Consider the following 24,098-nt stretch of genomic DNA (forward strand, 5'->3'; position numbering starts at 1 on the left):
ACCAGCCACGACGGCGGAAAAGCCGACAACGAACCCCGCTAGCCCCTCCGGCGATTGAGGAGGCGGGGGGCCGGGGGCGGAGCCCCCTGGGGGTCAGGACTCGTCCGTGGTGGGGGTCGCGTTCTCCGGAACCTCCACCCCCGCCGTCTCCGCCGCCTTGACCGCCGCGGTCAGCAGAACCGTGTCCTGCGGCGCCTGGTCCGCCGCGTTCTCCGGGTGGTGGCAGGCCACCTGGTGCCCCGTGGCCAGGGAGAGCAGCGGCGGCTCCGCCGTCTTGCAGATCTGCGTCGCCTTCCAGCACCGCGTGTGGAAACGGCAGCCGCTCGGCGGGGCGATCGGGGACGGCACGTCACCGCGGAGCAGGATCCGCTCGCTCTTCGCCGCCCGCCGGCGCGGATCCGGTACCGGCACCGCGGAGAGCAGCGCCTTCGTGTACGGGTGCATGGGCGACTCGTACAGCGACTTGCGGTCCGCCAGCTCGACGATCTTGCCGAGGTACATCACCGCGATCCGGTCCGAGACGTGCCGGATGACCGACAGGTCGTGGGCGATGATCACGTAGGTGAGGCCGAGCTCCTCCTGCAGGTCGTCGAGGAGGTTGACCACCTGGGCCTGGATCGACACGTCGAGCGCCGAGACCGGCTCGTCGGCGACGACCAGCTTCGGCTTGAGGGCCAACGCCCGGGCGATGCCGATGCGTTGCCGCTGGCCGCCGGAGAATTCGTGCGGGTAGCGGTTGTAGTGCTCGGGGTTGAGGCCGACGACCTCCAGGAGGCGCTGGACCTCCTTCTTGACGCCGCCCTCGGGCGTGACGCCCTGCAGCTTGAACGGCGCCGAGACGATCGAGCCGACGGTGTGCCGCGGGTTCAGCGACGAGTACGGGTCCTGGAAGATCATCTGGACGTCGCGGCGCATCGGCCGCATGCCGCGCACGCCGAGGTGCGTGATGTCCCGGCCCTCGAACTCGACCGTGCCTGCGGTCGGTTCGAGCAGGCGCGTGATCAGACGGCCCATGGTGGACTTGCCGCAGCCGGACTCGCCGACGACGCCCAGGGTTTCCCCCGAGCGCACGTCGAAGTCGATGCCGTCGACGGCCTTGACCGAGCCGACCTGCCGCTGCAGGACGCCCTTGCGGATGGGGAAGTGCTTCTGCAGTCCGCTGACCTTGAGCAGCACCTCGCCGGGCGCGGGGTCCGCCACGGTCGACACCGAGCCGGTCTCGGGCGCCGGCGGACGGTCCTCGTTGTTCTCGCGCATCTCGCGGAGTTCCCCGTCGTCGGTACGGGCTTCGCTACGGTCTTCGCTTCGCTCTTCGCTCACAGCTTGGGCGCAATCTCTTCGGTCCAGATACGTTCCCGCTGTTCCCGCGTGAGGTGGCAGGCGCTCCAGTGGCCGGCGTCGCTCTCGGCCAGCTCGGGGCGGACCGTGCGGGTCACGTTGTCCTTGGGCAGGTCCGCGTACGGGCAGCGCGGGTTGAAGGCGCAGCCGGACGGGATGTTGATCAGCGAGGGCGGGGAGCCCTTGACCGGGATGAGGCGCTCGGTCTGCTCCTTGTCGATGCGCGGCATCGAACCCAACAGGCCCCAGGTGTACGGGTGTTGGGGCTCGTAGAAGACCTTCTCGGCGGGGCCGCGCTCGACGCAGCGGCCGCCGTACATCACCAGGATGTTGTCCGCGAGCTCGGCGACCACGCCGAGGTCGTGGGTGATGATGATGACGGCCGAGCCGAACTCCTTCTGCAGATCGCGGATCAGGTCCAGGATCTGCGCCTGCACCGTCACGTCGAGCGCGGTGGTCGGCTCGTCGGCGATGAGGAGTTCGGGGTTGTTGACGAGCGACATCGCGATCATCGCGCGCTGCCGCATGCCGCCGGAGAACTCGTGCGGGTAGGCGTCCACGCGCTTGTCGGGCTGCGGGATGCCGACGCGGTCGAGCATCTCGATGGCCCGCTTGCGCGCGGTCTTCTTGTCGACGTCGTGGTGGACCCGGTACGCCTCCACGATCTGCTTGCCGATCGTGTAGTACGGGTGCAGGGCCGACAGCGGATCCTGGAAGATCATCGCCATGTCGCGGCCGCGCAGCCGGCGCACCTCGTCCGGGTCGCTGGACAGCAACTCCTTGCCGTCCAGCCAGATCTCGCCGGAGATCTGCGCCTTGCGCTTGCCGTACTGGCCGGCGGTGTGCAGGCCCATGATGCCGAGCGAGGTCACGGACTTGCCGGAGCCGGACTCGCCCACGATGCCGAGGGTCTGGCCCTTCTCCAGCTGGAAGCTGAGGCCGTCGACGGACTTCACCAGGCCGTCGTCGGTGGGGAAGTGCACCTTCAGGTCGCGTACTTCGAGGAACGCGGAGGGTGCGGGAGAGTCGGTGACCGGCTCGCCGACGGCGGCTCCGGTCTTCTTCAGGTCGCTCATCCGAGCCTCACTCGCGGGTCGATGACGGCGTACATCAGGTCTACGAGGAGGTTGGCGATGGCGATCGCGAGTGCCGCGCACAGCGTCACGCCGAGGATCATCGGCAGGTCCTTGCCGTCGATCGCCTTGACCGCCTCGTTGCCCAGGCCCGGCAGGTTGAAGGTGACTTCGGTGAGGATGGCGCCGCCCAGGAGCACGCCGAGGTCCAGGCCGAAGACCGTCAGGATCGGGGTCATCGTGGAGCGCAGCGCGTGCCGCCTGATCACCACGGGTTCGGTGACGCCCTTGGCGCGCGCGGTGCGGATGTAGTCCTCGCCGAGCACTTCCAGCATGGTGGCGCGGGTGAGGCGGGCGTACATCGCGGCGTGCAGGAAGGCGAGCACGATCCACGGCAGGATCAGCGTCTCGATCCAGGTGCCGAGGGAGTCGCCGGCGGTGAGGGTGTCGTCGATGTGGATCCAGCCGAGGCTGTGGACGAAGATGCCCATCATGATCATGCCGGTGAAGAAGATCGGCATGGAGACGCCGGAGAGCGCGGCGACCATCGCCGAACGGTCCCAGATGGTGCCCCGCTTGAGCGCGGAGACCACACCGCTGGTGACACCGCCGAGCAGCCAGAGCACGGCCGCACCGCCCGCCATCGCCATGGTGACCGGAAGCGCGTCCTTGAGGGTGTCCCAGACGGGCGCTTCGGTGCGGAACGAGTAGCCGAGGCAGGGCGCGGGGCACTGGGTGACGTCGTCACCGTTGGCGAACGTCCGGCCGAACGGGATGCCTCGTACGAATTCCCAGAACTGCACGAGCAGCGGGTCGCTGAGGCCCAACTTCTGCCGGATGCCCTCCAGTTGCTCGGCGCCGGAGTTCTTGCCGGCGAAGAGCACGGCGAGGTCCTGGCCGGCCCACTTGGGCAGCATGTAGAAGATGACGAAGGTCGTGAGCAGCACGACCAGCACCATCACGATGACGGCGCCCAGGCGCCGGATGAGATAAGCAAGCACTGTGCGCGGCCCGTCGGCGGCCGGATCTCCGGGTTGCGGGGATCCGGCCGCCGACCGGGGCCATCACCTGCCCTTCGGACTGGCGGGGTTCGGCGAGAGGGACGGGCTGACGACTACTTCTTGCCGAGCATGATGTAGTCGTAGCGGCCGCTGTAGGCGGCGGAGGAGTACACGTTGGTCACGTCGTTGCCGCGCCAGGTGATGTTCTTCTCCTGCAGGAACGGCATCCACACGGCCAGGTCCATCACACGGTGGTTGAGGTCGGTGTAGATCTTGGCGGCGTCCTCCGGCGACTTGGCCGCGATGGCGTCGTCGAAGTACTTGTCGATCTTCTTGTCCTCGATCTGCGCCTCGTTGTAGTTGCCGTTCTCGGCGATGAAGCGGCTGTCGAAGAGCGGCTGCGCGAAGCCCTGGCCGGACGGGAAGTCCGGGCCCCAGCCGCTCATCACCATGCCGTAGCCGCGCTTCTTGGTGACGGCGGGCGAGCCGGTGATGGAGGACGACTCGGAGCCGAGGATGGTGTCGACCTCGAGCTTGATGCCGACCTTGCCGAGGTCCTGCTGCAGCTGCGTGGCCGCTTCCTTCTCACCGGGGTTGTCGGTCCGCGCGGTGATCTTGGTGGAGAAGCCGTTCGGCTTGCCGCACTTCTTCAGCGCGTCCTTGGCCTTGGCGGCGTCCGGCTTGCCCTTGCGCTCCAGGACGCCGTACGGGTCGTAGTCGTCCGCGCCCGGGATGGACTTGGGCAGCGCGTTGGTGGCGATCTCGCCGGCCGCGAGCTTGCCGCCGCGGGTCTTCTGCAGAGCGGCGAAGTCGGTGCCGTAGAAGACGGCCTTGCGGCACTCGACGTTGTCGAGCGGCTTCGTCTTGGTGACCAGGGCGACGTACCGGATGAAGTCCGTCTCCATGTTGTCGACGTTGGCCTTGTGGTCCTGAATGGCGGTGATACGGCCCGACTGGGTCATACCGGTGCCGTTCATGTCGATGTCGTACTCGCCCGCGATCAGCTTCTTGTCGTTCTCCTCCTTGTTGGCGGAGAAGGTGACGGTGACCTTGTCGGGCAGCGCGGGGCGGACCGGGTCCGAGGACTTCTTCCACGCCTTGTTGCGGACGAGAGTGAGGCTCTTGCCGGGCCGGTACGACTCGAACTTGTACGGGCCGGACGAGAACGGCATGTTCGCGTACTTGGCCTTGGTGTCCTTCTCCTGCTTCACGGGGGAGCCGGAGGGCATGGCCAGCATGTTCTCGAAGTCGCTGTTGGGCTGCGGCAGCTTGAAGATGATCGTCCGGTCGTCCGGGGTCTCGATCGCCTTCAGGCCGAGCTTGTCCTTCGACTTGTCCTTGTACGGGCCCTCGTACTCGCCCTTGGGGTCGAGGACCTGCTTCAGGTAGGCGGGGCCGCCGGTGATGACCTCGGTGGCCCAGATGCGCTCGATGCCGTACTTGATGTCCTTGGAGGTCAGCTTGGAGCCGTCCTCCCAGGTCAGACCCTCACGCAGCTTGTACGTGTAGGTCTTGCCGTCGTCGCTGATCTCGGCCTTGGACTCGGCGAGGTCGGGGACGAGGTTGTTGGAGGCCTCGCCGGGCTTGGTGTCGTACGTGACCAGGGTGCGCGTGTAGTAGCGCATGAAGTCCCAGGTCATGCCGTAGTAGGCGCGCTGCGGGTCGGCCGAGTCGATGGGCTGCTTCGCGATGAACTTGAGCGTGCCGCCCTTCTTGTTCGACTTGTTGGCGATCTTGCCGATGCCCGCGTTGTAGCCGGCACCCTCGCCGCTCTCCTCTTCGCCGCCGCCACCGCCGCAAGCCGTGGTGGTCATCAGGGCGGCTACGACGAGCGCCGCACCGGCGGTGAACCTGCGTTTCGTGGAAGTGGGCATTTTCTCGCATCCTCCGAGATTCTCGGTCCTCGGCCATGACTGCCTCGGAACCTTGGGAAGAGCCACCTGACGGTGCGGCAGGGGCAAGTCAGATGTGGGGAGTTAACGGGTTCCCTTGGGGTCCAGGGCGTCGCGCAGCCCGTCGCCGAAGAGGTTGAAGGCCAGCACGGTCAGGAAGATCGCCAGACCGGGGAAGACCATGAACATCGGATCGTGCTCGTACACGCTGAGCGCGTCCCGGAGCATGCCGCCCCAGGAGGCGGTGGGGGGACGGACACCGGCGCCGAGGAAGCTGAGCGCGGCCTCGGTGAGGATGTTGGTCGGGATCATCAGCGTGGTGTAGACGGTGATCGGCGCGACCAGGTTCGGCAGCAGCTCGCGGAAGAGGATGTGCCTCGATCCGCCGCCCAGGCTGCGGGCCGCCTCGACGTACTCGCGCTCGCGCAGGGACAGCGTCTGGCCGCGCACGATGCGTCCGATGTACGGCCAGCCGAAGAGGCCGATGACCAGGATCAGGGTGGCGATCCGGACGCCGCTGCCGCTCAGGCCGAGCAGGTCGTCGGGGAGCACGGAGACCAGGGCGATGATGAAGAGCAGCTGCGGGAAGGAGAGCAGCACGTCCATCACGCGGCTGATCAGCGCGTCCACCCAGCCGCCGAAGTAGCCGGCGATGATGCCGAAGAGCGTGCCGAGGACGACGGCGACGAACGCGGCGAGCACGGCGACGAGCATCGAGATGCGGGCGCCGTAGACGATCCGGCTGAACACGTCGCGGCCCGTGTTGGGTTCGACGCCGAACAGGAAGTCGCCGCTGATGCCGCCGAGGGCGCCCTTGGGCAGGTTGGTGAGGTCCTCGAGCTGGTCGAGGTGCCCCTCGTTCGGCGGGTGCCCGAAGAGGCTGACCAGGAGCGGGGCGAAGACGCTCACGAGGACGAGCAGCACGACAACGATGCCACCGGCCAGGGCGACCTTGTCCTGCTTCAGGCGGTTCCAGGCGATCTGCTTGAGGGAACGCCCTTCGACCTTCTTCGCCTTGGACTCGGCCGCGGCCTCCGCCTCTACGGGCGCGGACTTGTCCACGTCCGTGGGTGTGTCATGCATTGGCGCCGTCATCGTGGCAGGGACCCCTCTCAACCGGTGGTGACCGGCCCACACTTGCCGCTGTAGCGACTGGTTCCTATGCGTGGCGCGAGCGGCACCGGCGCTGTGGCCGGTTTGGTCTCAGGCAGCTCGCACACAGGCCCGAAAGGCCGTACATGCGGGGAGTCTTCAATGTGTCCGCGATCACCCGCCAGTGCTGGCCGGGAATGGATGCGCAACCGTGATGTGGCCAGCAGACTTCCGTTATGCGAACGCCGAGGTCTCCCTCGCGGGGGCGCAAATTCGGTCAACTGGCCGTATAGGGGCCTAAGTTGTGGGCGCTTCCCACTCCGTGGGCGGGGGGTTTGATCAACTCGCCGGGGGTGCGGGCGAGTTGCCGCTTTGGGGTCCGTTTTCCCCTACCCGCCCCTTCCCGAAGGTCGGCAGTCGTTCTTCTGCGGCGCCGCGGGCGAAAGACGGCCGGGGATTGGCGGCGAAGCCCCAACCCAGGGGCGCGGGGAACTGCGCGAGCAACCAGCGCGGCGCCGCAGACGGAGGAGTCGCCGGGAAGGGGTGCGGGGCCCTGTCAGTACGGGCCCTGCGGATAGCCGTACCCCGCTCCGCGCGGAGCGACATGCGCCTCGCGGTCGTAGAACGGGCGGGCGTTCGCGCGGAGCCACATCGCGACGGGGTCGTACGCGTCGGACAGCGCGACCGTCGAGACGGGCAGGCCCTCCGGGACCGCGGCGATGGACTGCTGCATCATCGCCCGGACCGCGTCCACGGACGCCGCGTCCGTGCCGTACACGTCCAGGCCGATGGCCAGATACGGCGCACCCACCGCGGGCTGCACCCACGCGCGGCGCAGCGACCGCACGACCGGCGTGCGGTGCGCGTTCTGGGTCAGGTGGGCGTAGAACTGGGGGATTTCCACGGCCGGTTCGGACAGCCGCAGGGGTCCTGCGGGGGCCTTGTCGAGGCCGGTCGCGATGCGCCGCAGGTCGAGCCAGGGGATGCCGACGCCGCCGCCGGGCGCGTGCGGGTTGAGCCACAGGCCGTAGTGGTCGGGGAAGAGCGTGCGGGCGACGTCGACGCCGGTGACGACTTCGTGCGCCCGGTTCCAGCCGGAGGCGGCGAGCTCCTGCGCGGAGGTGACGCACGGCGCGTAGCCGTAGCCCTCCACGTCCATGTTCCCGTACTGGGCGTCCGGGGATCCGGCCTGGCCGTGCCAGAGGAGCATCCACACCTGACCCTCGGCGAGCGCGCCGAGCAGCGCTTCGTAGGCGTCGTACCGCCCGGGTGTGACCTGGCGCAGCATGTGCTCGACCGTTCCGGCCGCAGCCGTGCCCGACGCACTCACTAGTTGACCGCCCCTTCGCCCCGTACGCATCGACTGCTTTCCCCGACTCTCCCCGAGCGGGACGCCCGGGCCTCGACGGGGACACCCGGGTTATGAAACCAGCTTATGCGGCGTGCTCCGCAGCGGCGCTCCACAGCCCGAATACCGCCCACAAGTGGAATTCAAGCCTCCGCGAGCGGTCGGGAACAGCGTCAGCCCTCCGCGTAGAACGGCCGCAGCTTCTCCCGCATCCAGTCCCCCACCGGGTCCTGCGCCACGTCGAGCAGCACCAGGTTCACCGGCCACGCCACCGGCACCCGGCCGAGCGCACGGCCCAGCGCGTCCATCGGCAGGTTGCGGTCCGAGCCCTCCCAGCGGGACAGCTCGACGCCGACGAACATCACCGGGCTCTCCCCCTCGATGCTCGCGAGGCAGCGGCGGGCACTGCGCACCACGCCCGTCGCGGCGAACTCCTCGCCCGCCGCGGACAGGAAGTCCACCGGGTCGTCCTGCCAGTCGGGCTCGAAGAGCCGGACCCGGCCGCCGGTCGCGGGGCCGTCCAGCTCGGTGCGCCCGGTGCGGCACAGCTCCGCCACGGCGGGCGGCGGCAGCGGCACCCCGACCGTGCCCTCGGGGTTGACGGCGATGCCGAGCAGCGGCGGAAGCCCGCGGGCGAACTCCACGGCGGGCGCCACCGTGAACGCCATGTGGTCCCCGGCCACCCGCTTCAGCTCGGCCTCGGAACTGAAGACCGGCACGTACGCGGCGCCGCCGATGTCCATCGTCGGCAGGTCGAGGTTCGGGCTGTCCTTGCTGCCGCCGTTGGGCAGCGGCACCCACACCCGGCTGCGGCCGAGCACCTGCAGGATGCGGCCGCCCGCCGACTGCGGTCCGGGCTCCGCCGCGGCGCCGAGCGAGGCCGCGAGGACCTCCTCCAGCTCGTTCGCCGGCCAGCCCCCGTACGGATGCCCCTCGGGCCCCTGCGCACCCTGCACCGGAATGTCCATCTCGTACCTCTGCCGCCCTGCTCAGCTCTGTGTCACAGCATCTGTCCGACCGCAGACCCGGCCCCATGTCCGACCTGCGCCACAGACCCTAACGCCCGCCCCGGGCCGCGCAGTCCGCGCGGTCAGCGGCCGAAGCCGATGCCCCGCAGGCCGTCCGCCGCGTCCCGGTCGAGCAGCACCGCCGACGCGCAGCCCGCCGGGATGCGGCCCCGCTCCGCGTCCCGGACCAGGCGGCCGACGGCCCTGCGGTGCCGCGCGAACGCGTACCGCGAGACGCCGCGGCCGCGTTCGCGCTGACCGGCCAGGGCCGTGTCCGGCTGCACGTCGAGCAGCAGCAGGTGCAGGGCGCGGCCGCGGCGGTGCGCCTCGCGGGCGAGCCAGCGGCGCACCCAGGACTGCGTGCCGCAGTCGTGCACCACCACGCTCGCGCCCGCGCGCAGGGCCCGGCGCAGCGACGCGTAGTGCGCGACCCGGACCAGCGGGCGGTACAGCGCGTACGGCAGGAAGCCGGGCATGCGGCGGGACCAGCGGTCGCGGGCGTCCTGGGAGTCGAAGCGCGGCCCGGCCACCACGCGGTCGATCAGCGTCGTCTTGCCGCTGCCGGGCAGACCGGAGACCACGACGAGGTCGCCCTCGCCGAAGGACAGCTGGCGAGGCACCCGCCCGGCGCGGTCCCGCAGGTCGCGGACGACCGGCGCGGGACAGTTCGCCTGCACCGCGGCAGCACCCGGCTGCTCGGGCACCGTGACGCCGTTCGTCGCGGTCATCGCCGGATACGCGCTGGCCTTGTGCACCGTGATCGTCCTCCCCGTTCGGTCACGCGACTCTTCCCCGCCCACTGTAAAGAGACGGTAATGGGGCACAAGCGGATTACGGCATCAGCTGTGCCACAACCCCTCGTCACTTGTGCCACAGCCGCTGGCGGACCTCCGGCGACCGGGCCCGGGCCCGCGCTTCCGGAGGGGACGGTCACAGATCCGCAGCGGCCCGGCCGCCCCGCCCGGCGGCGTGCAATGATGTGCGGGCCAACTCCATACCGGCCGCTTGAATCCGCGCGGGAGAGCCCCCGACCAGCATCGGGGCGCCGAAGGAGCAAGATCCTCCCTTGAATCTCTCAGGCCCACATACCGCGCGGGCGAGGCAGATCTGAAAAGCGAGCCGCGCTGTGTGGCTCCACCCAAGGTGCAAGCCGGGCTCCCGGCGAACCTCTCAGGTTGTGAATCCCAGGTTGTGAGACCGCGGGTTCCGATGACAGATGGGGAGGACGACCTCGCCAGTCATGCCCCGGGAGCCATACACATGAGCCAATCCGTATCGCCGCGCCGTACCGCGCTCGACGCGCTGCACCGTTCGCTCGGCGCGACCATGACCGACTTCGCGGGCTGGGACATGCCGCTGCGCTACGGCAGCGAGCGCGACGAGCACAACGCCGTACGCACCGCCGCCGGCCTCTTCGACCTGTCCCACATGGGCGAGATCACCGTCACCGGCGCACAGGCCGCGGCCCTCCTCGACCACGCCCTGGTCGGCAACATGGGCTCCATCAAGCCCGGCCGCGCCCGCTACACCATGATCTGCCGCGAGGACGGCGGCATCCTCGACGACCTGATCGTCTACCGCCTCGAGGACGAGACCTACATGGTCGTCGCCAACGCCTCGAACGCCCAGGTCGTCCTCGACGCCCTCACCGAGCGCGCCGCCGGCTTCGCCGCCGAGGTCCGCGACGACCGCGACGCGTACGCGCTGCTCGCCGTCCAGGGCCCGCACTCCCCCGCCATCCTCAAGGCGGTCACCGACGCCGACCTCGACGGCCTCAAGTACTACGCGGGCCTGCCCGGCACCGTCGCCGGCGTCCCCGCCCTGATCGCCCGTACCGGGTACACCGGCGAGGACGGCTTCGAGCTGTTCCTCGCGCCCGAGCACGCCGAGCAGGTCTGGCAGGCGCTCACCGAGGCCGGCCAGGAGTACGGCCTCGTCCCGGCCGGCCTGTCCTGCCGCGACACCCTGCGCCTGGAGGCGGGCATGCCGCTGTACGGGCACGAGCTGAGCACCGACCTGACGCCGTTCGACGCCGGTCTGGGCCGGGTCGTGAAGTTCGAGAAGGCCGGCGACTTCGTGGGCCGCGCCGCCCTGGAGAAGGCCGCCGAGCTGGCCGAGAAGAACCCGCCGCGCAAGCTCGTCGGCCTGATCGCCGAGGGCCGCCGGGTGCCGCGCGCCGGCATGTCCGTGGTCGCCGACGGCACCGTGATCGGCGAGATCACCTCGGGCGCCCCGTCCCCCACCCTCGGCAAGCCGATCGCGATGGCGTACGTCGACGCCGCGCACGCCGAGCCCGGCACGAAGGGCGTGGGCGTGGACATCCGCGGCACCCACGAGCCGTACGAGGTCGTCGCGCTGCCCTTCTACCAGCGGCAGAAGTAGTCCTCCCCAACCCGTCTGCACCACCACCTCCCCGCGTACAGGAGAATTCAGGCCATGAGCAACAACCCCAAGGAACTGCGTTACAGCAAGGAACACGAGTGGCTGTCGGCCGCCGCCGACGGTGTGTCCACGGTGGGCATCACCGAGCACGCCGCGAACGCCCTCGGCGACGTGGTCTACGTGGACCTGCCCTCGGTCGGCGACACCGTGACCGCCGGCGAGACCTGCGGCGAGCTGGAGTCGACGAAGTCGGTCTCCGAGCTGTACGCCCCCGTCACCGGTGAGGTCGTCGAGGCCAACCAGGACGTCGTGGACGACCCGTCGCTCGTCAACTCGGCCCCGTTCGAGGGCGGTTGGCTCTTCAAGGTGCGCGTCACCGACGAGCCGGAGGACCTGATGACCGCCGACGAGTACACCGAGTTCTCCGGAAGCTGAGGCGCCGTACCCCATGTCTGTGCTGAACACCCCGCTGCACGAGCTCGACCCCGACGTCGCCGCGGCCGTCGACGCCGAGCTGCACCGCCAGCAGTCCACCCTCGAGATGATCGCGTCGGAGAACTTCGCTCCGGTCGCCGTCATGGAGGCCCAGGGCACCGTCCTCACCAACAAGTACGCCGAGGGCTACCCGGGCCGCCGCTACTACGGCGGCTGTGAGCACGTCGACGTCACCGAGCAGATCGCGATCGACCGGATCAAGGACCTGTTCGGCGCCGAGTACGCCAACGTCCAGCCGCACTCCGGCGCCTCCGCCAACCAGGCCGCCCTGTTCGCGATCGCCCAGCCCGGCGACACGATCCTCGGCCTCGACCTGGCGCACGGCGGCCACCTCACCCACGGCATGCGCCTGAACTTCTCCGGCAAGCAGTTCAACGTGGTCGCCTACCACGTGGACGACGCCGGTCTGGTCGACATGGCCGAGGTCGAGCGCCTCGCCAAGGAGAACCAGCCCAAGGTGATCATCGCGGGCTGGTCGGCCTACCCGCGCCACCTGGACTTCGCCGAGTTCCGCCGGATCGCCGACGAGGTCGGCGCGTACCTGTGGGTCGACATGGCGCACTTCGCCGGCCTCGTCGCCGCCGGACTGCACCCGAACCCCGTGCCGTACGCGGACGTGGTGACCTCCACCACGCACAAGACGCTCGGCGGCCCGCGCGGCGGCATCATCCTGGCCCGCAACAAGGACTTCGCGAAGAAGCTGAACTCCGCGGTCTTCCCCGGCTTCCAGGGCGGCCCGCTCGAGCACGTGATCGCCGCGAAGGCCGTGTCCTTCAAGGTCGCGGCTTCGGACGAGTTCAAGGAGCGCCAGCAGCGCACCCTGGACGGCGCCCGCATCCTCGCCGAGCGCCTGGTCCAGGACGACGCCAAGGCCGCCGGTGTCGACGTCCTGTCCGGCGGCACCGACGTCCACCTGGTCCTCGTCGACCTCCGCAACAGCGAGCTGGACGGCCAGCAGGCCGAGGACCGCCTCCACGAGGTCGGCATCACGGTCAACCGCAACGCCGTCCCGAACGACCCGCGCCCCCCGATGGTCACCTCGGGCCTGCGGATCGGCACCCCGGCCCTCGCCACCCGCGGCTTTACCGCCGACGACTTCCGCGAGGTCGCCGACATCATCGCCGAGGCCCTCAAGCCGGGCTTCGACGCCGAGTCGCTCAAGGCCCGCGTCACCGCGCTGGCCGACAAGCACCCGCTGTACCCCGGCCTGAAGTAATCCGGGATTGTTTCGTACGCTTTTGTTCGTACGTACGAAAGGTCGGGGCACCCCGCACACTGGACAGTGCCAGTGAGCGAGGTGCCCCGCACCGCGTCCGCACACCCCGCACGTCCTGCACCGCCTTTGTTTCTCTGCGTCACCCCGGCAGACAACGGCGTCTACCAACCCCTTGGAGTTCCCGTGGCCATCTCGGTCTTCGACCTGTTCTCGATCGGCATCGGCCCGTCCAGCTCCCACACGGTGGGCCCGATGCGCGCCGCCCGGATGTTCGCCGCGCGCCTCAAGAACGAGGGCCTGCTCGCGCACACCACCACCGTGCGCTCCGAGCTGTTCGGCTCCCTCGGCGCGACCGGCCACGGCCACGGCACCCCGAAGGCCGTCCTGCTGGGCCTGGAGGGCGACTCCCCGCGCACCGTCGACGTGGAGACCGCCGACGACCGCTTCGAGCGCATCAAGGACAGCGGCCGCATCAACCTCCTCGGCGCCCACGAGATCGACTTCGACTTCGACGCGGACCTGATCCTGCACCGCCGCAAGGCCCTGCCGTACCACGCCAACGGCATGACGATCTTCGCGTACGACCGCGAGGGCGCGCTGCTCCTGGAGAAGACGTACTACTCGGTCGGCGGCGGCTTCGTCGTCGACGAGGACGCGGTCGCGGGCGAGAACCCGATCGTCCCCGACGACACCGTCCTCAAGTACCCGTTCCGCACCGGCGACGAGCTGCTCCGCCTCGCCGACGAGACCGGCCTGTCGATCTCCGCGCTGATGCTGGAGAACGAGAAGGCCTGGCGCACCGAGGACGAGATCCGCGAGGGCCTCCTCGACATCTGGCGCGTCATGCAGTCCTGCGTCTCCCGCGGCATGTCCCGCGAGGGCATCCTGCCCGGCGGCCTCAAGGTCCGCCGCCGCGCCGCCAGTTCGGCCCGCAAGCTGCGCGCCGAGGGCGATCCGCTGGCCCACGCCATGGAGTGGATCACCCTGTACGCGATGGCCGTGAACGAGGAGAACGCCGCGGGCGGCCGCGTCGTCACCGCGCCCACCAACGGCGCCGCCGGCATCATCCCCGCCGTCCTGCACTACTACATGAACTTCGTGCCCGGCGCCGACGAGGACGGCATCGTCCGCTTCCTCCTCGCCGCCGGCGCCATCGGCATGCTCTTCAAGGAGAACGCCTCCATCTCCGGCGCCGAGGTCGGCTGCCAGGGCGAGGTCGGCTCCGCCTGCTCGATGGCCGCGGGCGCCCTCGCCGAGGTCCTCGGCGGCTCCCCGGAGCAGGTCGAGAACGCCGCCGAGATCGGCATGGAGCACAACCTGGGCCTGACCTGCGACCCGGTCGGCGGCCTCGTCCAGATCCCGTGCATCGAGCGCAACGGCATGGCCGCCGTGAAGGCCGTCACCGCCGCCAAGATGGCCATGCGCGGCGACGGCTCCCACAAGGTCTCCCTCGACAAGGTCATCAAGACCATGAAGGACACCGGCGCCGACATGAGCGTCAAGTACAAGGAGACCGCCCGCGGCGGACTCGCGGTGAACATCATCGAGTGCTGAGGCCTCGCTGAGCCCTTGGGGCGTACGGAGAGGGCGCCGCGGTCGGTCGACCGCGGCGCCCTCTCCGTACGTTGTCCGCCCACCCGCTCAGTGCAGCGCCTTCAGGCCGATCACACAGCCGACGATGCCCGCGAGCAGCGCCAGCTTCAGCAGCGACACCGGCTCGCCTCCGTACACCATTCCGTACACGACGGTCAGCACGGCGCCGATGCCCACCCACACCGCGTACCCCGTGCCCACCGGCAGCGTGCGCAGCGCGAAGGCCAGGCCGGCCATGCTCAAGGTGAGGCCGACACCGAAGACGACGGTCGGCCAGAGGCGGCTGAAACCCTCGGACTTGCCGAGCGCGGTCGCCCAGACGGCCTCGAGGACACCGGAGACGACAAGAACGATCCAAGCCATGACGGAACGGCTCCCTTCGGCGCCGTCGTCAATGCCGGGTACGGCGCTACCTCGTCCGGGAGCCGGTCGGGCTCTGCCCCCAGAATCTCACACCCCGTGCAGGTCAGACGGTGACTCCGGCCACAGCACCCGCCCCCGGGACGCGACCACCCGCCCGATCCCCGCCACCGCGTCCTCCGCCCGCAGCGGCTCCACCTGCTCGCCGCCCCTCAACCGCAACGACACCCGGCTGGACGCCGCCTCCCTCGCGCCGATCACCGCCTGGTACGGGACGAGCCGCGCCGCCCTGATCCGCGCCCCCAGACTCCCCCGCTCGGGCCCCGCCACCTCGGCCCGCAGCCCGGCCGCCGCACACCGCTCCACCAGCCGCTCCGCCTCGGGCACCTGCTCCTGCCCGACCGGCACCACCGCCACCTGCAGCGGCGCCAGCCAGGCCGGGAAGGCGCCCCCGTACACCTCGATGAGCTGCGCCACCGCGCGCTCCACGCTGCCGACGATGCTCCGGTGCACCATCACCGGCCGGTGCTTCGCGCCGTCCGCGCCCACGTACTCGAGACCGAACCGCTCCGGCTGGTGGAAGTCGATCTGCACGGTCGACAGGGTCGCCTCACGCCCCGCCCCGTCCACGATCTGCACGTCGATCTTCGGCCCGTAGAACGCCGCCTCCCCCTCGACCGCCTCGTACGGCACGCCCTCCGCGTCCAGCACCTCCACGAGCAGCGCCGACGCCCGCCGCCACAGCTCCGGGTCGGCGACGTACTTCCCGCCCGGCCCCGGCAGCGACAGGCGGTAGCGGGCCGCCTCGATGCCGAGGTCCGCGTACGCCCGCGCGATCAGGCGGAGCGCGGCTCGGGCCTCGTCGGCGACCTGGTCGAGGGTGCAGAAGACGTGCGCGTCGTTCAGCTGGATGGCCCGTACGCGGGTCAGCCCGCCGAGCACCCCGGACAGCTCGGAGCGGTACATGCCGCCCAACTCGGCGATCCTCAAGGGCAGTTCGCGGTAGCTGTGGGCGCGGGAGCGGTAGATCAGCGCATGGTGCGGGCACAGGCTGGGCCGCAGCACGACCTCCTCGCCGCCCAGGTCCATCGGCGGGAACATGTCGTCGCTGTAGTGCGACCAGTGCCCGGAGATCTCGTACAGCTCACGCTTGCCGAGCACCGGCGAGTACACGTGCCGATACCCGGACTGCCGCTCCAACTCCCGCACGTACTCCTCCAGTTGGTGCCGGATCACGGCGCCGTCGGGAAGCCAGTAGGGCAGGCCGGCGCCCATCAGGGGGGCGGTGTCGAAGAGGCCGAGGGCACGGCCGAGACGCCGGTGATCGCGCGCTTGGGGGGCTTGGGAGGCTTCGCGGGCCTGGGGGGCTTGGGCTTCCATGGGGGGTCTCCTCGCGTTCGTCTCGTGACGGGACGGGCGGGTGACCACACGGCGAAGCCCCGGGGCACCCGCCCCGGGGCTTGCGACTTCGAGCAGCAGTCAGCGCGCCGGGACGATGTCCGGCGTCGTCGTGAAGCGCATGGCGCGCTGCGGTACGTCCGACTGCATGGGCTCACGGTAACGGGACGAGGGGGAGCCACCGCAAGGCATTTTCCGCGAGCCCCAACTGCCGTGAGTGGGGCTCCCGTTGTGCCCGGGTTGTGTACGAAGTGGGCGGACCTTTCACCATTTCCACGCCAGGCCTGCGTACGGGTTTCGGGGGCTCGGCGGCCGGGCACTTTCTGAGACCCACCCGGCCCACCCGGCCCGACCACCGGAAGGCAGCTTCATGATCCGCGGGATAGACGTCAGCTCGTACCAGTCCGACTTCAGCACCGAAGGCGTCGACTTCGTCATCATCAAGGCGACCGAAGGCCGCTCCTACGTCAACCCACGCATGAACGCCCAGGCGGACAAGGCCCGCGACGCCGGCTGCGTGGTCGGCTTCTACCACTTCCTGTGGCCGGGCAACATCAAGGCCCAGGCAGAGTATTTCGTCTCGAAGGCGGCGGAGAGAAAAGGCGACATTCTCGCCTGCGACTGGGAGCGCACGGGCGAGGGGACGTACGCGAGCAATGCGCAGAAGGACGAGTTCATCAGGGAGGTGAAACGCCTCCGGCCTTCGAACCGAGTGAGCCTCTACTGTAATCGGGATTTTTGGTTGAACGTTGACCGAACTTCCTACGCGGGAGACGCCCTCTGGATAGCTGACTACGTCACCGCAGGAAAGCCCCGCATCAAGGCGAAGTGGCGTATCCACCAATACACTTCGACGCCGCTCGACAAGAATGTCGCGGACTTTTCCAGCCGAGCGGCGATGAAGGATTGGGCGACTATCGGCTGAGGCCGCGCCTCAGTCGGCTCGCGGGCGGGTCGGCCAGATAGGCATTCATCACCTCGAACGTCTTGAGGTGGGACGGGAGCGTCTCGTACCAGGAGATGCCGTTGATGTTGCATTTCCCGCACACCAGACCGCGCACGCACTTGCCGCAGGCTCGCGCGCCGGGGCAGCAGGAGTGGTCATGGTCTATGTGCGGTGTTCCGGCCCGCCCCATCTTCGCCGTACCGCATATCGCGCATACGCCACCCTGAAGATTCAGGAGTTCATCCACGAACTCCTTGGTCACCTTGTAGTGACTCAGGCGCACCTTCGCCGCGTTGCAGGGCTTACAGTACGGGCGCGGCAGACCAGAGTTCGAGTGCACAGAGTACTCGGTCAGTGCCTTCTCCTCGCCGCACCCGAGACATTCCACCTTCCCCCTCTCCGCCATCGCTCGAAAGTCGCCCTGACTCCTTGTCCTACGCAAGGGAACCAACGCCTTACCGGACTTGGCCTGTTGATAGTGCCCATTGCAGAGCCCCTTCGCCACAACTGCACGGAGACAACCATCAAATCCACAGTGGCGAACCGTCCGACCTACCAACGGTGTCAACCGCTTCCCCCGATACGCCTGCTCGTAATGCGTGGCACACATCCCCTTTTTGAGCAGAAACTGATCCGAACTCCGCCCGCAGCTCCACCCCTCCCCTCGCGCCGCACAAACCTTCACTGATCCCCGCCGCTCACCGCGTGCATCAACGTTCATGAACCGAACAACGAAGCGATTCCGGACAGGGTTACGGCCCAACAGTCGCTACATCATGAGAAGTTAGTGATTATCCGGACTGCCGACCTCCGCAGCCCCTACCCCCGCAACCGCCCCAACGTCTCCCCCAGTTCCTCCCGGAGGGTTCGCGCGGCCGCCTTCGCGTCGCCCTTTTCCACTGCCGTGACCAGGGAGTCGTGGGCCTCGTCGCCCGGGTTTTCGGGGAGGGGGAGGAGGGACAGGAGGTCGATGAGGGCCTGGCGGAGGGCGGGGGTGAATTCGGCGAAGAGGTCGGTGAGGACGGGGTTGTGGGCCGCGGCGACGACGGCCGCGTGGAGGGCGATGTCCGCGTCCACGAACGTCGCGTCGTCCGCGGAGGCGGCTGCGCGGCGGGCGGCGAGGGCCGTGTGCAGGGCCTCGACGTCGGCGGGGGTGCGGCGTTCCGCGGCGAGGCGGGCGGCCTCGACCTCGACGAGCATGCGGACCTCGTAGACGTCGGCGACGGCCGCGCGGCGCAGGCGGGTCGGCCAGTCCTCGGTGGGTTTGAGGGCGGTGACGAAGACGCCCGCACCTTGGCGTGCCTGGACGAGTCCGGCGCCGGCGAGGGCGCGGAGGGCTTCGCGGACGGTGGAGCGGCCGACGCCGAGGTCCTTGGCGAGGGTCGTCTCGCCGGGGAGGCGGGTGCCGACGGGCCAGTCGCCGGCGGTGATGCGGCCGCGCAGGCGTTCCGTGGCCTGCTCGACGAGCGGGCTGGGGCGGAGCGGTCCGAGGGGTGGCGTGGGCATGGGTGGCCTTCCAAGTGTGGGCGGATTCCGGGGAGTTCGGGTCCGGCCGCACCTACGGGAGAACTTGTCTGAGGAGCTGAGGTGTGCTTAGTGTAGCCGCCATGTTCTTCTGCGGCGTTCTTCTTCTCGGCTGCCGCGGCGGGGTCTGACACGGCCGGCACCCCGCCGCGGGGTGCCGTGCTGCCGGTCACCGACCGAGGACGACCGAGGGGATCCCTCCCGTGAACGCGACCACGCACACGCAGACCCACACGCAGACGCACACGTACGCCTACGACTGGAATCCGCAAGCGCCGAGCGGCATGCCGTATCACCGCTACCGGCCCGCGCACGCACGCGTTCCGCTGCCCGTCGCGGGGGCCCGGGAGTGGCCCTCCGCGCGGATCGAGCGGGCGCCGCTGTGGGTGCCGGTGGATCTGCGGGACGGGAATCAGGCGCTGGCCGAGCCGATGGGGACGGATCGCAAGCGGCGGCTGTTCGATCTCCAAGTGGCCCTGGGGTTCAAGGAGATCGAGGTCGCGTATCCGTCGGCGAGCCGGACGGATTTCGATTTCGTACGGCATCTGGCGGGGGCCGTCGCGCGGGGTGAGGTGCCCGAGGACGTGACGGTGGTGGTGTTCACTCCGGCCCGGCGGGACCTGATCGAGCGGACGTTCGCGGCGGTCGAGGGGCTGCCGCGGGTGGTGGTGCATCTGTACGCGGCGACGGCGCCGGTGTGGCGGGACGTGGTGCTCGGCAGGGGCCGGGCCGAGGTGCGGGCGATGGTGGAGGACGCCGCGCGGCTGATGGCGAAGCTGGGCGGGGGCCGGGAGGGGCTGCGGTTCCAGTTCTCGCCGGAGGTGTTCAACCTGACGGAGCCGGACTTCGTCCTGGAGTTGTGCGGGGCGGTGACGGGGCTGTGGGACGCGTGCCCGGAGCGTCCGGTGACGCTGAACCTGCCGGCGACGGTGGAGGTGGCGACGCCGAACGTGTACGCGGACCAGATCGAGTACATGCACCGGAATCTGGACCGGCGCGAGTCGGTGATCCTCTCCGTGCATCCGCACAACGACCGGGGTACGGGTGTGGCCTGTGCGGAGCTGGCGGTGCTCGCGGGGGCGCAGCGCGTGGAGGGGTGCCTGTTCGGGAACGGGGAGCGGACGGGCAACGTGGACCTGGTGACGCTGGCGCTGAACCTGTACACGCAGGGCGTGGACCCGATGGTGGACTTCTCGGACCTGGACGCGGTGCGGCGCACGGTGGAGCACTGCAACCGGCTGCCGGTGCATCCGCGGCATCCGTACGGCGGTGAGCTGGTGCACACGGCGTTCTCGGGGACGCATCAGGACGCGATCAGCAAGGGATTCGCCGAACACGCCCGGCGGGCCCGGGAGTTGGGCGTGCCGGAGGCGGAGGCGCCGTGGGACGTGCCGTATCTGCCGGTGGATCCGGCGGATCTGGGGCGGTCGTACGAGGCGGTGATCCGGGTGAACAGCCAGTCGGGCAAGGGCGGTGTGGCGCATCTGCTGAAGGCGCACCGCGGGGTGGATCTGCCGCGGGAGCTGCGGGCGGAGTTCGCGCGGCTCGTGCAGTCGGCGACGGACGACAGCGGCGGTGAGGCGGACGCGGGTGCGCTGTGGGAGCTGTTCGAGGCGGCGTACGTGACGCCGGGCACGGCGGGTGAGCAGGTGCGGCTCGCGTCGTGGCGGGTGGACCGGGATCCGTCGGGTGAGTACCGGTTCGTGGGTGCGCTGAGCGTGCACGAGCGGACGGGTGACTACGAGGGTGCGGGCGCGGGCCCGGTGTCGGCGTTCACGCGGGCGCTCGCCGCGGCCGGGGTGGAGGTGTCGGTGCTCGACTTCGTGGAGCACGCGACGGGTCCGGGGGCGGATGCGTCGGCGGCGGCGTACGTCAAGTGCCGGGTCGGCGGGCGGGTGGTGTGGGGCGTGGGCCTCGCGCGGGCGACGCTGACGGCGGCGGTGTCGGCGGTGCTCGCGGCGGTGAACCGGGGGATGTGAGCCGGGGATGTGAGCCGGGGATGTGCGGGCCGGCGGCTGTGAGGGCCGGGACGCGACGTGGGCCCGCTCCCGGGAGGGGGCGGGCCCACGGAAGGCGGGGCGGGGCTCAGGCCTTGCTGAGGTGGGCCCAGAACTCGTCGAAGGACAGGACCTTGTCCTTGTTGCTGTCCTGTGCGCCGATGACGGCCTCCGCGACGGAGTCGGTCACGTTCCAGTCGCCGCCCTCGGCGAGGGCCTTCTTGAACTCGGCGGCCGTGATGAAGCCGTCCCCGTCCGTGTCGATGCGCTGGAACTGCGCGCGTGCTGCCTCGATGTCAGCCACTGGGTCCACCCCTTACTTGGTGCGATGTTGACTGGGGTCAGATTAACGGGGGCCGGGTGGCCGCCCGCGTGCGGTCAGCGGAAGACTCCGGTGTGGCCGAGGGAGTAGCGGCCGGGCTGGGGGTAGACGGCGAGGCCGTGCGGGCCGCTGCCGACGGGGATCTTGGCGAGCTGGACGCCGGTGCGGGTGTCGATGGCGTACACCTCGGAGTCGTAGCGGCCGGAGAGCCAGAGGATCTTGCCGTCGGCGGAGACGCCGCCCATGTCGGGGCTGCCGCCGTCGGGGAGCCACCACTTCTTGGTGAGCTTGTTCTTCGGGAAGTCGAAGACGGAGACGGAGCCCTCGCCGCGGTTGGGGATGTACATCTCCTTGGAGTCGCGGCTGATGTAGAGGCCGTGGGCGCCCTTGCCGGTGGGCATGAGCTTCGGGGTGGTGAACTTCTCGCCGTCGAGGACCCAGACGCCGTGGGCCATCATGTCGGCGATGTAGAAGGTCTTGCCGTCGGGGCTGATCTTGACGTCCTGCGGCATGGCGCCTTCGAAGGGCAGTTTCTGCTGGCCGACGACCTTCATCTTCTCGGTGTCGACCTTGAGGAGTTCGGCGGAGAACTCGCAGGACACGATGAAGTAGCGGCCGTCGGCGGAGAAGTCGGCGTGGTTCACGCCGTAGCAGCTGACGGGTTCGGTGTGCTTGCGCTGCATGGTCTGCGGGTCGCGGAAGACGAGTTCGCGGTCGAGCGAGGCCATGACGACGGCGTGTTTGCCGTTGGGCGTGAAGTAGAGGTTGTACGGGTCGTGCACTTCGACGTCGGGTCCGCGGCGCTTGGCGGTGGACGGGTCGATGGGGGTGAGGGTGTGGCCCCGGTTGTTGTTGACCCAGAGCGTCTTGAGGTCCCAGGAGGGCACGACGTGCTGGGGCTGGGTGCCGACCTCGATGGTGTCGACGACCTCGAACTTCTTCGGGTCGATGACGGTGACGGTGTTGGAGTTGGTGTTGGGCACGTACACCCGGGACGGGAAGTCCTTGACGACCGGGGAGAGTTTGCCGGGCTTGTCGGCGGCGTAGAGGTCCTTGGGGTCGAGGACGGGCGGCATGCCGGGCAGGGCGTCGCTCTCCGCGGGCTTGGCGGGCTTCTTCTCGCCGAGTGCGGCCTGCGTGGTGTCGTCGGCGGGGGTGCCGCAGGCGGCGAGGAGGGCGCCGGCGCCGAACAGGGCGGCGCAGACGGCGACTCGGGTGCGCCGGGCGCGGGGCGGGCGGGGGGTGTGGTGGGGGTTCATGTCGTCAGCAGCTCCGTGGTGGTCACCGCGTCGAGGCCGCGGCGGTCGATCTCTTCGAGGACGGCGGGCAGCGCGGCGACCGTGTCCGCGTACCCGAAGTGCAGGCTCACCACCGATCCCTTCCTGATCCGGCCGGAAACGCGGCGCACGACGGTCGGGGCGCCCGGCGAGGTGAAGTCCAGGGAGTCCGTGTCGTACGACAGGACGTGCGGGTAGCCGGCGCGGTGGGCGAGCCGCTCGACGAGGGGGCTCGCGTACTGGGTGCGGGAGGGCCGGAACCAGGCGCCGATGCTTCCGGTGAGGCGGCGCAGGCGGTCGGCGCAGCCGGTGATCTCGTCGTACGCCTCGTCCTCGGGCAGGGAGTTGATGTCGAGGTGGCGTTGGGTGTGGTTGCCGAGTTCGTGGCCGCCGTCGAGGATGCGGTGGGCCATCGTGGGGTGGGCGTCGAGCCAGCTGCCGACGGCGAGGACGGTGACGCGGGCGCCGGCGCGTTCGGCCTCGGCGAGCAGGGCCTTGGCGGTCTTCGGGTCGCCCTGGCCGTGGAAGGTGAGGGCGACGCGGGGGCGGGTGCGGGGGCCGTGCTCGATCTGGCCGGGGAGTCCGGGGAAGCGGCGCGGTCCGGCGGCCGGGGGCGGGGCGGAGGGCGGGGGCTGCCGCTCGGCGGGGGTGCGGGTGGTTCGGGGGGTGTCGTCCGTGCCGCAGGCGGTGAGTGCGCCGGCGAGGGCGAGGAGTGCTCCGGTACGCAGGGCGCCCCGGCGGTCCGTGGAGGTCACTCCGCCATTTAAGGGCGAAGTTCCCGATTCCCTGATGATTCGCCCAAATTAGGACGTTTACGGGTCGTTTGCGGTCCGTTCGCGGGGCGGCGGCCTGGGGCACAGCTTCCGCTTAACCAGCGTTTACAAGGTAGGTGCCACATATCACCATGGATTCATTTGGCGCGTATCGACCCGTCTGCCATAGTTGAATGCATCGACCCCCATTGACCCGGGCCAGGTCGTATCAGCGGCCGTGGATCACACCCCCCGAAGATCCGCGGCGCACCACACAGAAGCCCCCGCGGCGCCGTAACCCCGGCGCGAGGGGGCTTCTGTGCGTGCGGGGGCGGTCCGGCGCGGCGTCAGCGTTCGGTGACGCGCATCTCGAACCAGGTGGTCTTGCCGCGCGGCAGCAGGTCGACGCCCCAGCGGTCGGAGAGCTTGTCGACCAGGAACAGGCCGCGGCCGCTGGTGTCCATCTCCTGCACCGGCATCAGACAGGGCAGCCCGCGCGAGGGGTCACGGACCTCGACGCGGATCCAGCCGGGCCTGCGCGCCATCTTCAGGCCGAACACCCGGGCGCCGGTGTGCCGTACGGCATTGCCCACCAGCTCCGAGACGAGCAGCACGACGACCTCGGCGACCTGAGGGGTGAGGCCCCACTTGCGGAGCACGACGACCTGGGCGAGGCGGCGCGCGGTGCCCGCGGACTCCGGGCGGGACGGCAGCGGCACTTCCGCGTCGCACGGATTGCCGAACAACTCCAGGGCTTTCAGGGCCTGTTCGTCCTCGACGGCCGGCGTCCACCGCATGGCGGTCACTGCGCCGTGCCGCCGCGGTCGTTCACTGCCCTCAAGCCCCGCCATGCACCCATCATGGCGGCCCGAAGCACCTTCCGGGGCCGTTCCTGCGGAATACGCCCCCCGGAACCACCTATTCCGGGGGTATGCACCGGCATATGCCATAGGCACACCTGACGTCGCTGCGGCCCATCTGACCTGCGATGACCGGCAGTTGACGGACGTACGCGACCGTCAACCGCCGTATCGCGCTTAAGGTTCCCTTAAGGGCCGGATAAGCCGACACTCGACCGAAACCGT

22 protein-coding genes and 2 riboswitches are annotated in these 24,098 nt (G+C 69.8%); of the genes, 6 read left to right on the forward strand and 16 right to left on the reverse strand.

Annotated elements, in window-relative coordinates:
• Nucleotides 1–93: 93 nt before the first annotated feature.
• From ACIDOF_RS00680 to ACIDOF_RS00715, 8 genes are all read right to left on the reverse strand, one after another.
• Entirely contained in the window at nucleotides 94–1,257 is a 1,164-nt protein-coding gene (locus ACIDOF_RS00680) for an ABC transporter ATP-binding protein (protein ID WP_409003597.1), read from the reverse strand.
• Between the two features lie 59 nt (nucleotides 1,258–1,316).
• Nucleotides 1,317–2,414, reverse strand: a complete 1,098-nt coding sequence (locus tag ACIDOF_RS00685) for an ABC transporter ATP-binding protein (protein WP_409003598.1) — start codon at nucleotides 2,412–2,414, stop codon at nucleotides 1,317–1,319.
• Nucleotides 2,411–3,412, reverse strand: coding sequence for an ABC transporter permease (locus ACIDOF_RS00690; protein ID WP_409003599.1), 1,002 nt, complete (start codon nucleotides 3,410–3,412; stop codon nucleotides 2,411–2,413). Before ACIDOF_RS00690 ends, ACIDOF_RS00685 begins: the two co-directional genes overlap by 4 nt.
• A 113-nt stretch (nucleotides 3,413–3,525) precedes the next feature.
• Nucleotides 3,526–5,286: an ABC transporter substrate-binding protein gene (locus tag ACIDOF_RS00695; protein ID WP_409003600.1), complete on the reverse strand. Its 1,761-nt coding sequence runs from the start codon at nucleotides 5,284–5,286 to the stop codon at nucleotides 3,526–3,528.
• A 102-nt stretch (nucleotides 5,287–5,388) separates the two neighbouring features.
• On the reverse strand, nucleotides 5,389–6,399 hold the full coding sequence (locus tag ACIDOF_RS00700; protein WP_409003601.1) for an ABC transporter permease: 1,011 nt from the start codon (nucleotides 6,397–6,399) through the stop codon (nucleotides 5,389–5,391).
• A gap of 553 nt (nucleotides 6,400–6,952) precedes the next feature.
• On the reverse strand, nucleotides 6,953–7,726 hold the full coding sequence (locus ACIDOF_RS00705; protein ID WP_409003602.1) for an enhanced serine sensitivity protein SseB C-terminal domain-containing protein: 774 nt from the start codon (nucleotides 7,724–7,726) through the stop codon (nucleotides 6,953–6,955).
• 191 nt (nucleotides 7,727–7,917) lie between these two features.
• Nucleotides 7,918–8,712, reverse strand: a complete 795-nt coding sequence (locus ACIDOF_RS00710) for an enhanced serine sensitivity protein SseB (protein WP_409003603.1) — start codon at nucleotides 8,710–8,712, stop codon at nucleotides 7,918–7,920.
• 122 nt (nucleotides 8,713–8,834) lie between these two features.
• Nucleotides 8,835–9,479, reverse strand: coding sequence for an AAA family ATPase (locus tag ACIDOF_RS00715; protein WP_409004005.1), 645 nt, complete (start codon nucleotides 9,477–9,479; stop codon nucleotides 8,835–8,837).
• A 278-nt stretch (nucleotides 9,480–9,757) separates the two neighbouring features.
• Nucleotides 9,758–9,852, forward strand: a riboswitch (glycine riboswitch).
• A gap of 159 nt (nucleotides 9,853–10,011) precedes the next feature.
• On the opposite strand from ACIDOF_RS00715, the gene gcvT reads away from it, so the two are divergent.
• The 4 genes from gcvT (at nucleotide 10,012) to ACIDOF_RS00735 (ending at nucleotide 14,398) form a co-directional block, all read left to right on the forward strand.
• Complete coding sequence (gene gcvT, locus ACIDOF_RS00720) at nucleotides 10,012–11,133, forward strand: glycine cleavage system aminomethyltransferase GcvT (protein ID WP_409003604.1); 1,122 nt, start codon at nucleotides 10,012–10,014, stop codon at nucleotides 11,131–11,133.
• Between the two features lie 54 nt (nucleotides 11,134–11,187).
• The gene (gene gcvH / locus ACIDOF_RS00725) at nucleotides 11,188–11,568 is read left to right on the forward strand and encodes a glycine cleavage system protein GcvH (RefSeq protein WP_409003605.1); all 381 of its coding nucleotides are present in this window, start codon (nucleotides 11,188–11,190) and stop codon (nucleotides 11,566–11,568) included.
• 13 nt (nucleotides 11,569–11,581) lie between these two features.
• Complete coding sequence (gene glyA / locus ACIDOF_RS00730) at nucleotides 11,582–12,844, forward strand: serine hydroxymethyltransferase (protein WP_409003606.1); 1,263 nt, start codon at nucleotides 11,582–11,584, stop codon at nucleotides 12,842–12,844.
• A 183-nt stretch (nucleotides 12,845–13,027) separates the two neighbouring features.
• A complete protein-coding gene (locus ACIDOF_RS00735; RefSeq protein WP_409003607.1) occupies nucleotides 13,028–14,398 on the forward strand; it encodes an L-serine ammonia-lyase in 1,371 nt (456 codons plus the stop codon).
• An 87-nt stretch (nucleotides 14,399–14,485) separates the two neighbouring features.
• On the opposite strand, the gene ACIDOF_RS00740 is transcribed toward ACIDOF_RS00735, so the two are convergent.
• Both ACIDOF_RS00740 and thrS read right to left on the reverse strand, forming a co-directional pair.
• On the reverse strand, nucleotides 14,486–14,800 hold the full coding sequence (locus ACIDOF_RS00740; protein ID WP_409003608.1) for a DMT family transporter: 315 nt from the start codon (nucleotides 14,798–14,800) through the stop codon (nucleotides 14,486–14,488).
• A 16-nt stretch (nucleotides 14,801–14,816) separates the two neighbouring features.
• Nucleotides 14,817–14,877, reverse strand: a riboswitch (guanidine-III (ykkC-III) riboswitch).
• Nucleotides 14,878–14,887: 10 nt separating this feature from the next.
• The gene (gene thrS / locus ACIDOF_RS00745; protein ID WP_409003609.1) at nucleotides 14,888–16,177 is read right to left on the reverse strand and encodes a threonine--tRNA ligase; all 1,290 of its coding nucleotides are present in this window, start codon (nucleotides 16,175–16,177) and stop codon (nucleotides 14,888–14,890) included.
• A gap of 388 nt (nucleotides 16,178–16,565) precedes the next feature.
• Here thrS and ACIDOF_RS00750 point away from each other — a divergent pair, with 388 nt between their 5' ends.
• Nucleotides 16,566–17,120 carry a glycoside hydrolase family 25 protein gene (locus tag ACIDOF_RS00750; protein WP_409003610.1) on the forward strand — a complete coding sequence of 185 codons (555 nt, stop codon included), beginning with the start codon at nucleotides 16,566–16,568 and terminating at the stop codon, nucleotides 17,118–17,120.
• On the opposite strand, the gene ACIDOF_RS00755 is transcribed toward ACIDOF_RS00750, so the two are convergent.
• Nucleotides 17,110–17,862, reverse strand: coding sequence for an endonuclease domain-containing protein (locus ACIDOF_RS00755; RefSeq protein ID WP_409003611.1), 753 nt, complete (start codon nucleotides 17,860–17,862; stop codon nucleotides 17,110–17,112). The genes ACIDOF_RS00750 and ACIDOF_RS00755 overlap by 11 nt on opposite strands.
• A gap of 98 nt (nucleotides 17,863–17,960) precedes the next feature.
• Nucleotides 17,961–18,647 carry a FadR/GntR family transcriptional regulator gene (locus tag ACIDOF_RS00760; protein ID WP_409003612.1) on the reverse strand — a complete coding sequence of 229 codons (687 nt, stop codon included), beginning with the start codon at nucleotides 18,645–18,647 and terminating at the stop codon, nucleotides 17,961–17,963.
• Nucleotides 18,648–18,949: 302 nt separating this feature from the next.
• Between ACIDOF_RS00760 and ACIDOF_RS00765 the strand changes: the two genes are divergently transcribed.
• The gene (locus tag ACIDOF_RS00765; protein WP_409004006.1) at nucleotides 18,950–20,644 is read left to right on the forward strand and encodes a 2-isopropylmalate synthase; all 1,695 of its coding nucleotides are present in this window, start codon (nucleotides 18,950–18,952) and stop codon (nucleotides 20,642–20,644) included.
• Between the two features lie 106 nt (nucleotides 20,645–20,750).
• Here the strand turns inward: ACIDOF_RS00765 and ACIDOF_RS00770 are convergent, their stop codons facing one another.
• The 4 genes from ACIDOF_RS00770 to ACIDOF_RS00785 form a co-directional block, all read right to left on the reverse strand.
• On the reverse strand, nucleotides 20,751–20,966 hold the full coding sequence (locus tag ACIDOF_RS00770; protein WP_409003613.1) for an EF-hand domain-containing protein: 216 nt from the start codon (nucleotides 20,964–20,966) through the stop codon (nucleotides 20,751–20,753).
• A gap of 74 nt (nucleotides 20,967–21,040) precedes the next feature.
• Nucleotides 21,041–22,243 carry a hypothetical protein gene (locus tag ACIDOF_RS00775; RefSeq protein WP_409003614.1) on the reverse strand — a complete coding sequence of 401 codons (1,203 nt, stop codon included), beginning with the start codon at nucleotides 22,241–22,243 and terminating at the stop codon, nucleotides 21,041–21,043.
• Nucleotides 22,240–23,016 (reverse strand): polysaccharide deacetylase family protein, encoded by a 777-nt coding sequence (locus ACIDOF_RS00780; RefSeq protein WP_409003615.1) that lies wholly within the window; start codon nucleotides 23,014–23,016, stop codon nucleotides 22,240–22,242. The genes ACIDOF_RS00775 and ACIDOF_RS00780 overlap by 4 nt, the downstream gene beginning before the upstream one ends.
• A gap of 344 nt (nucleotides 23,017–23,360) precedes the next feature.
• Entirely contained in the window at nucleotides 23,361–23,969 is a 609-nt protein-coding gene (locus ACIDOF_RS00785; protein WP_409003616.1) for an ATP-binding protein, read from the reverse strand.
• Nucleotides 23,970–24,098 lie beyond the last annotated feature (129 nt).

The sequence above is a fragment of the Streptomyces sp. Da 82-17 genome, from assembly GCF_046098215.1.
Taxonomy (GTDB): domain Bacteria; phylum Actinomycetota; class Actinomycetes; order Streptomycetales; family Streptomycetaceae; genus Streptomyces.

Coding starts and splice junctions, on each gene's coding strand:
- ACIDOF_RS00680 (WP_409003597.1), bottom strand. CDS start 1,257: ATGCGCGAGAACAACGAGGACCGTCCGCCGGCGCCCGAGACCGGCTCG.
- ACIDOF_RS00685 (WP_409003598.1), bottom strand. CDS start 2,414: ATGAGCGACCTGAAGAAGACCGGAGCCGCCGTCGGCGAGCCGGTCACC.
- ACIDOF_RS00695 (WP_409003600.1), bottom strand. CDS start 5,286: ATGCCCACTTCCACGAAACGCAGGTTCACCGCCGGTGCGGCGCTCGTC.
- ACIDOF_RS00700 (WP_409003601.1), bottom strand. CDS start 6,399: ATGACGGCGCCAATGCATGACACACCCACGGACGTGGACAAGTCCGCG.
- ACIDOF_RS00710 (WP_409003603.1), bottom strand. CDS start 8,712: ATGGACATTCCGGTGCAGGGTGCGCAGGGGCCCGAGGGGCATCCGTAC.
- ACIDOF_RS00715 (WP_409004005.1), bottom strand. CDS start 9,479: ATGACCGCGACGAACGGCGTCACGGTGCCCGAGCAGCCGGGTGCTGCC.
- gcvT (WP_409003604.1), top strand. CDS start 10,012: ATGAGCCAATCCGTATCGCCGCGCCGTACCGCGCTCGACGCGCTGCAC.
- gcvH (WP_409003605.1), top strand. CDS start 11,188: ATGAGCAACAACCCCAAGGAACTGCGTTACAGCAAGGAACACGAGTGG.
- glyA (WP_409003606.1), top strand. CDS start 11,582: ATGTCTGTGCTGAACACCCCGCTGCACGAGCTCGACCCCGACGTCGCC.
- ACIDOF_RS00740 (WP_409003608.1), bottom strand. CDS start 14,800: ATGGCTTGGATCGTTCTTGTCGTCTCCGGTGTCCTCGAGGCCGTCTGG.
- thrS (WP_409003609.1), bottom strand. CDS start 16,177: ATGGAAGCCCAAGCCCCCCAGGCCCGCGAAGCCTCCCAAGCCCCCCAA.
- ACIDOF_RS00750 (WP_409003610.1), top strand. CDS start 16,566: ATGATCCGCGGGATAGACGTCAGCTCGTACCAGTCCGACTTCAGCACC.
- ACIDOF_RS00755 (WP_409003611.1), bottom strand. CDS start 17,862: ATGAACGTTGATGCACGCGGTGAGCGGCGGGGATCAGTGAAGGTTTGT.
- ACIDOF_RS00760 (WP_409003612.1), bottom strand. CDS start 18,647: ATGCCCACGCCACCCCTCGGACCGCTCCGCCCCAGCCCGCTCGTCGAG.
- ACIDOF_RS00765 (WP_409004006.1), top strand. CDS start 18,950: ATGCCGTATCACCGCTACCGGCCCGCGCACGCACGCGTTCCGCTGCCC.
- ACIDOF_RS00775 (WP_409003614.1), bottom strand. CDS start 22,243: ATGAACCCCCACCACACCCCCCGCCCGCCCCGCGCCCGGCGCACCCGA.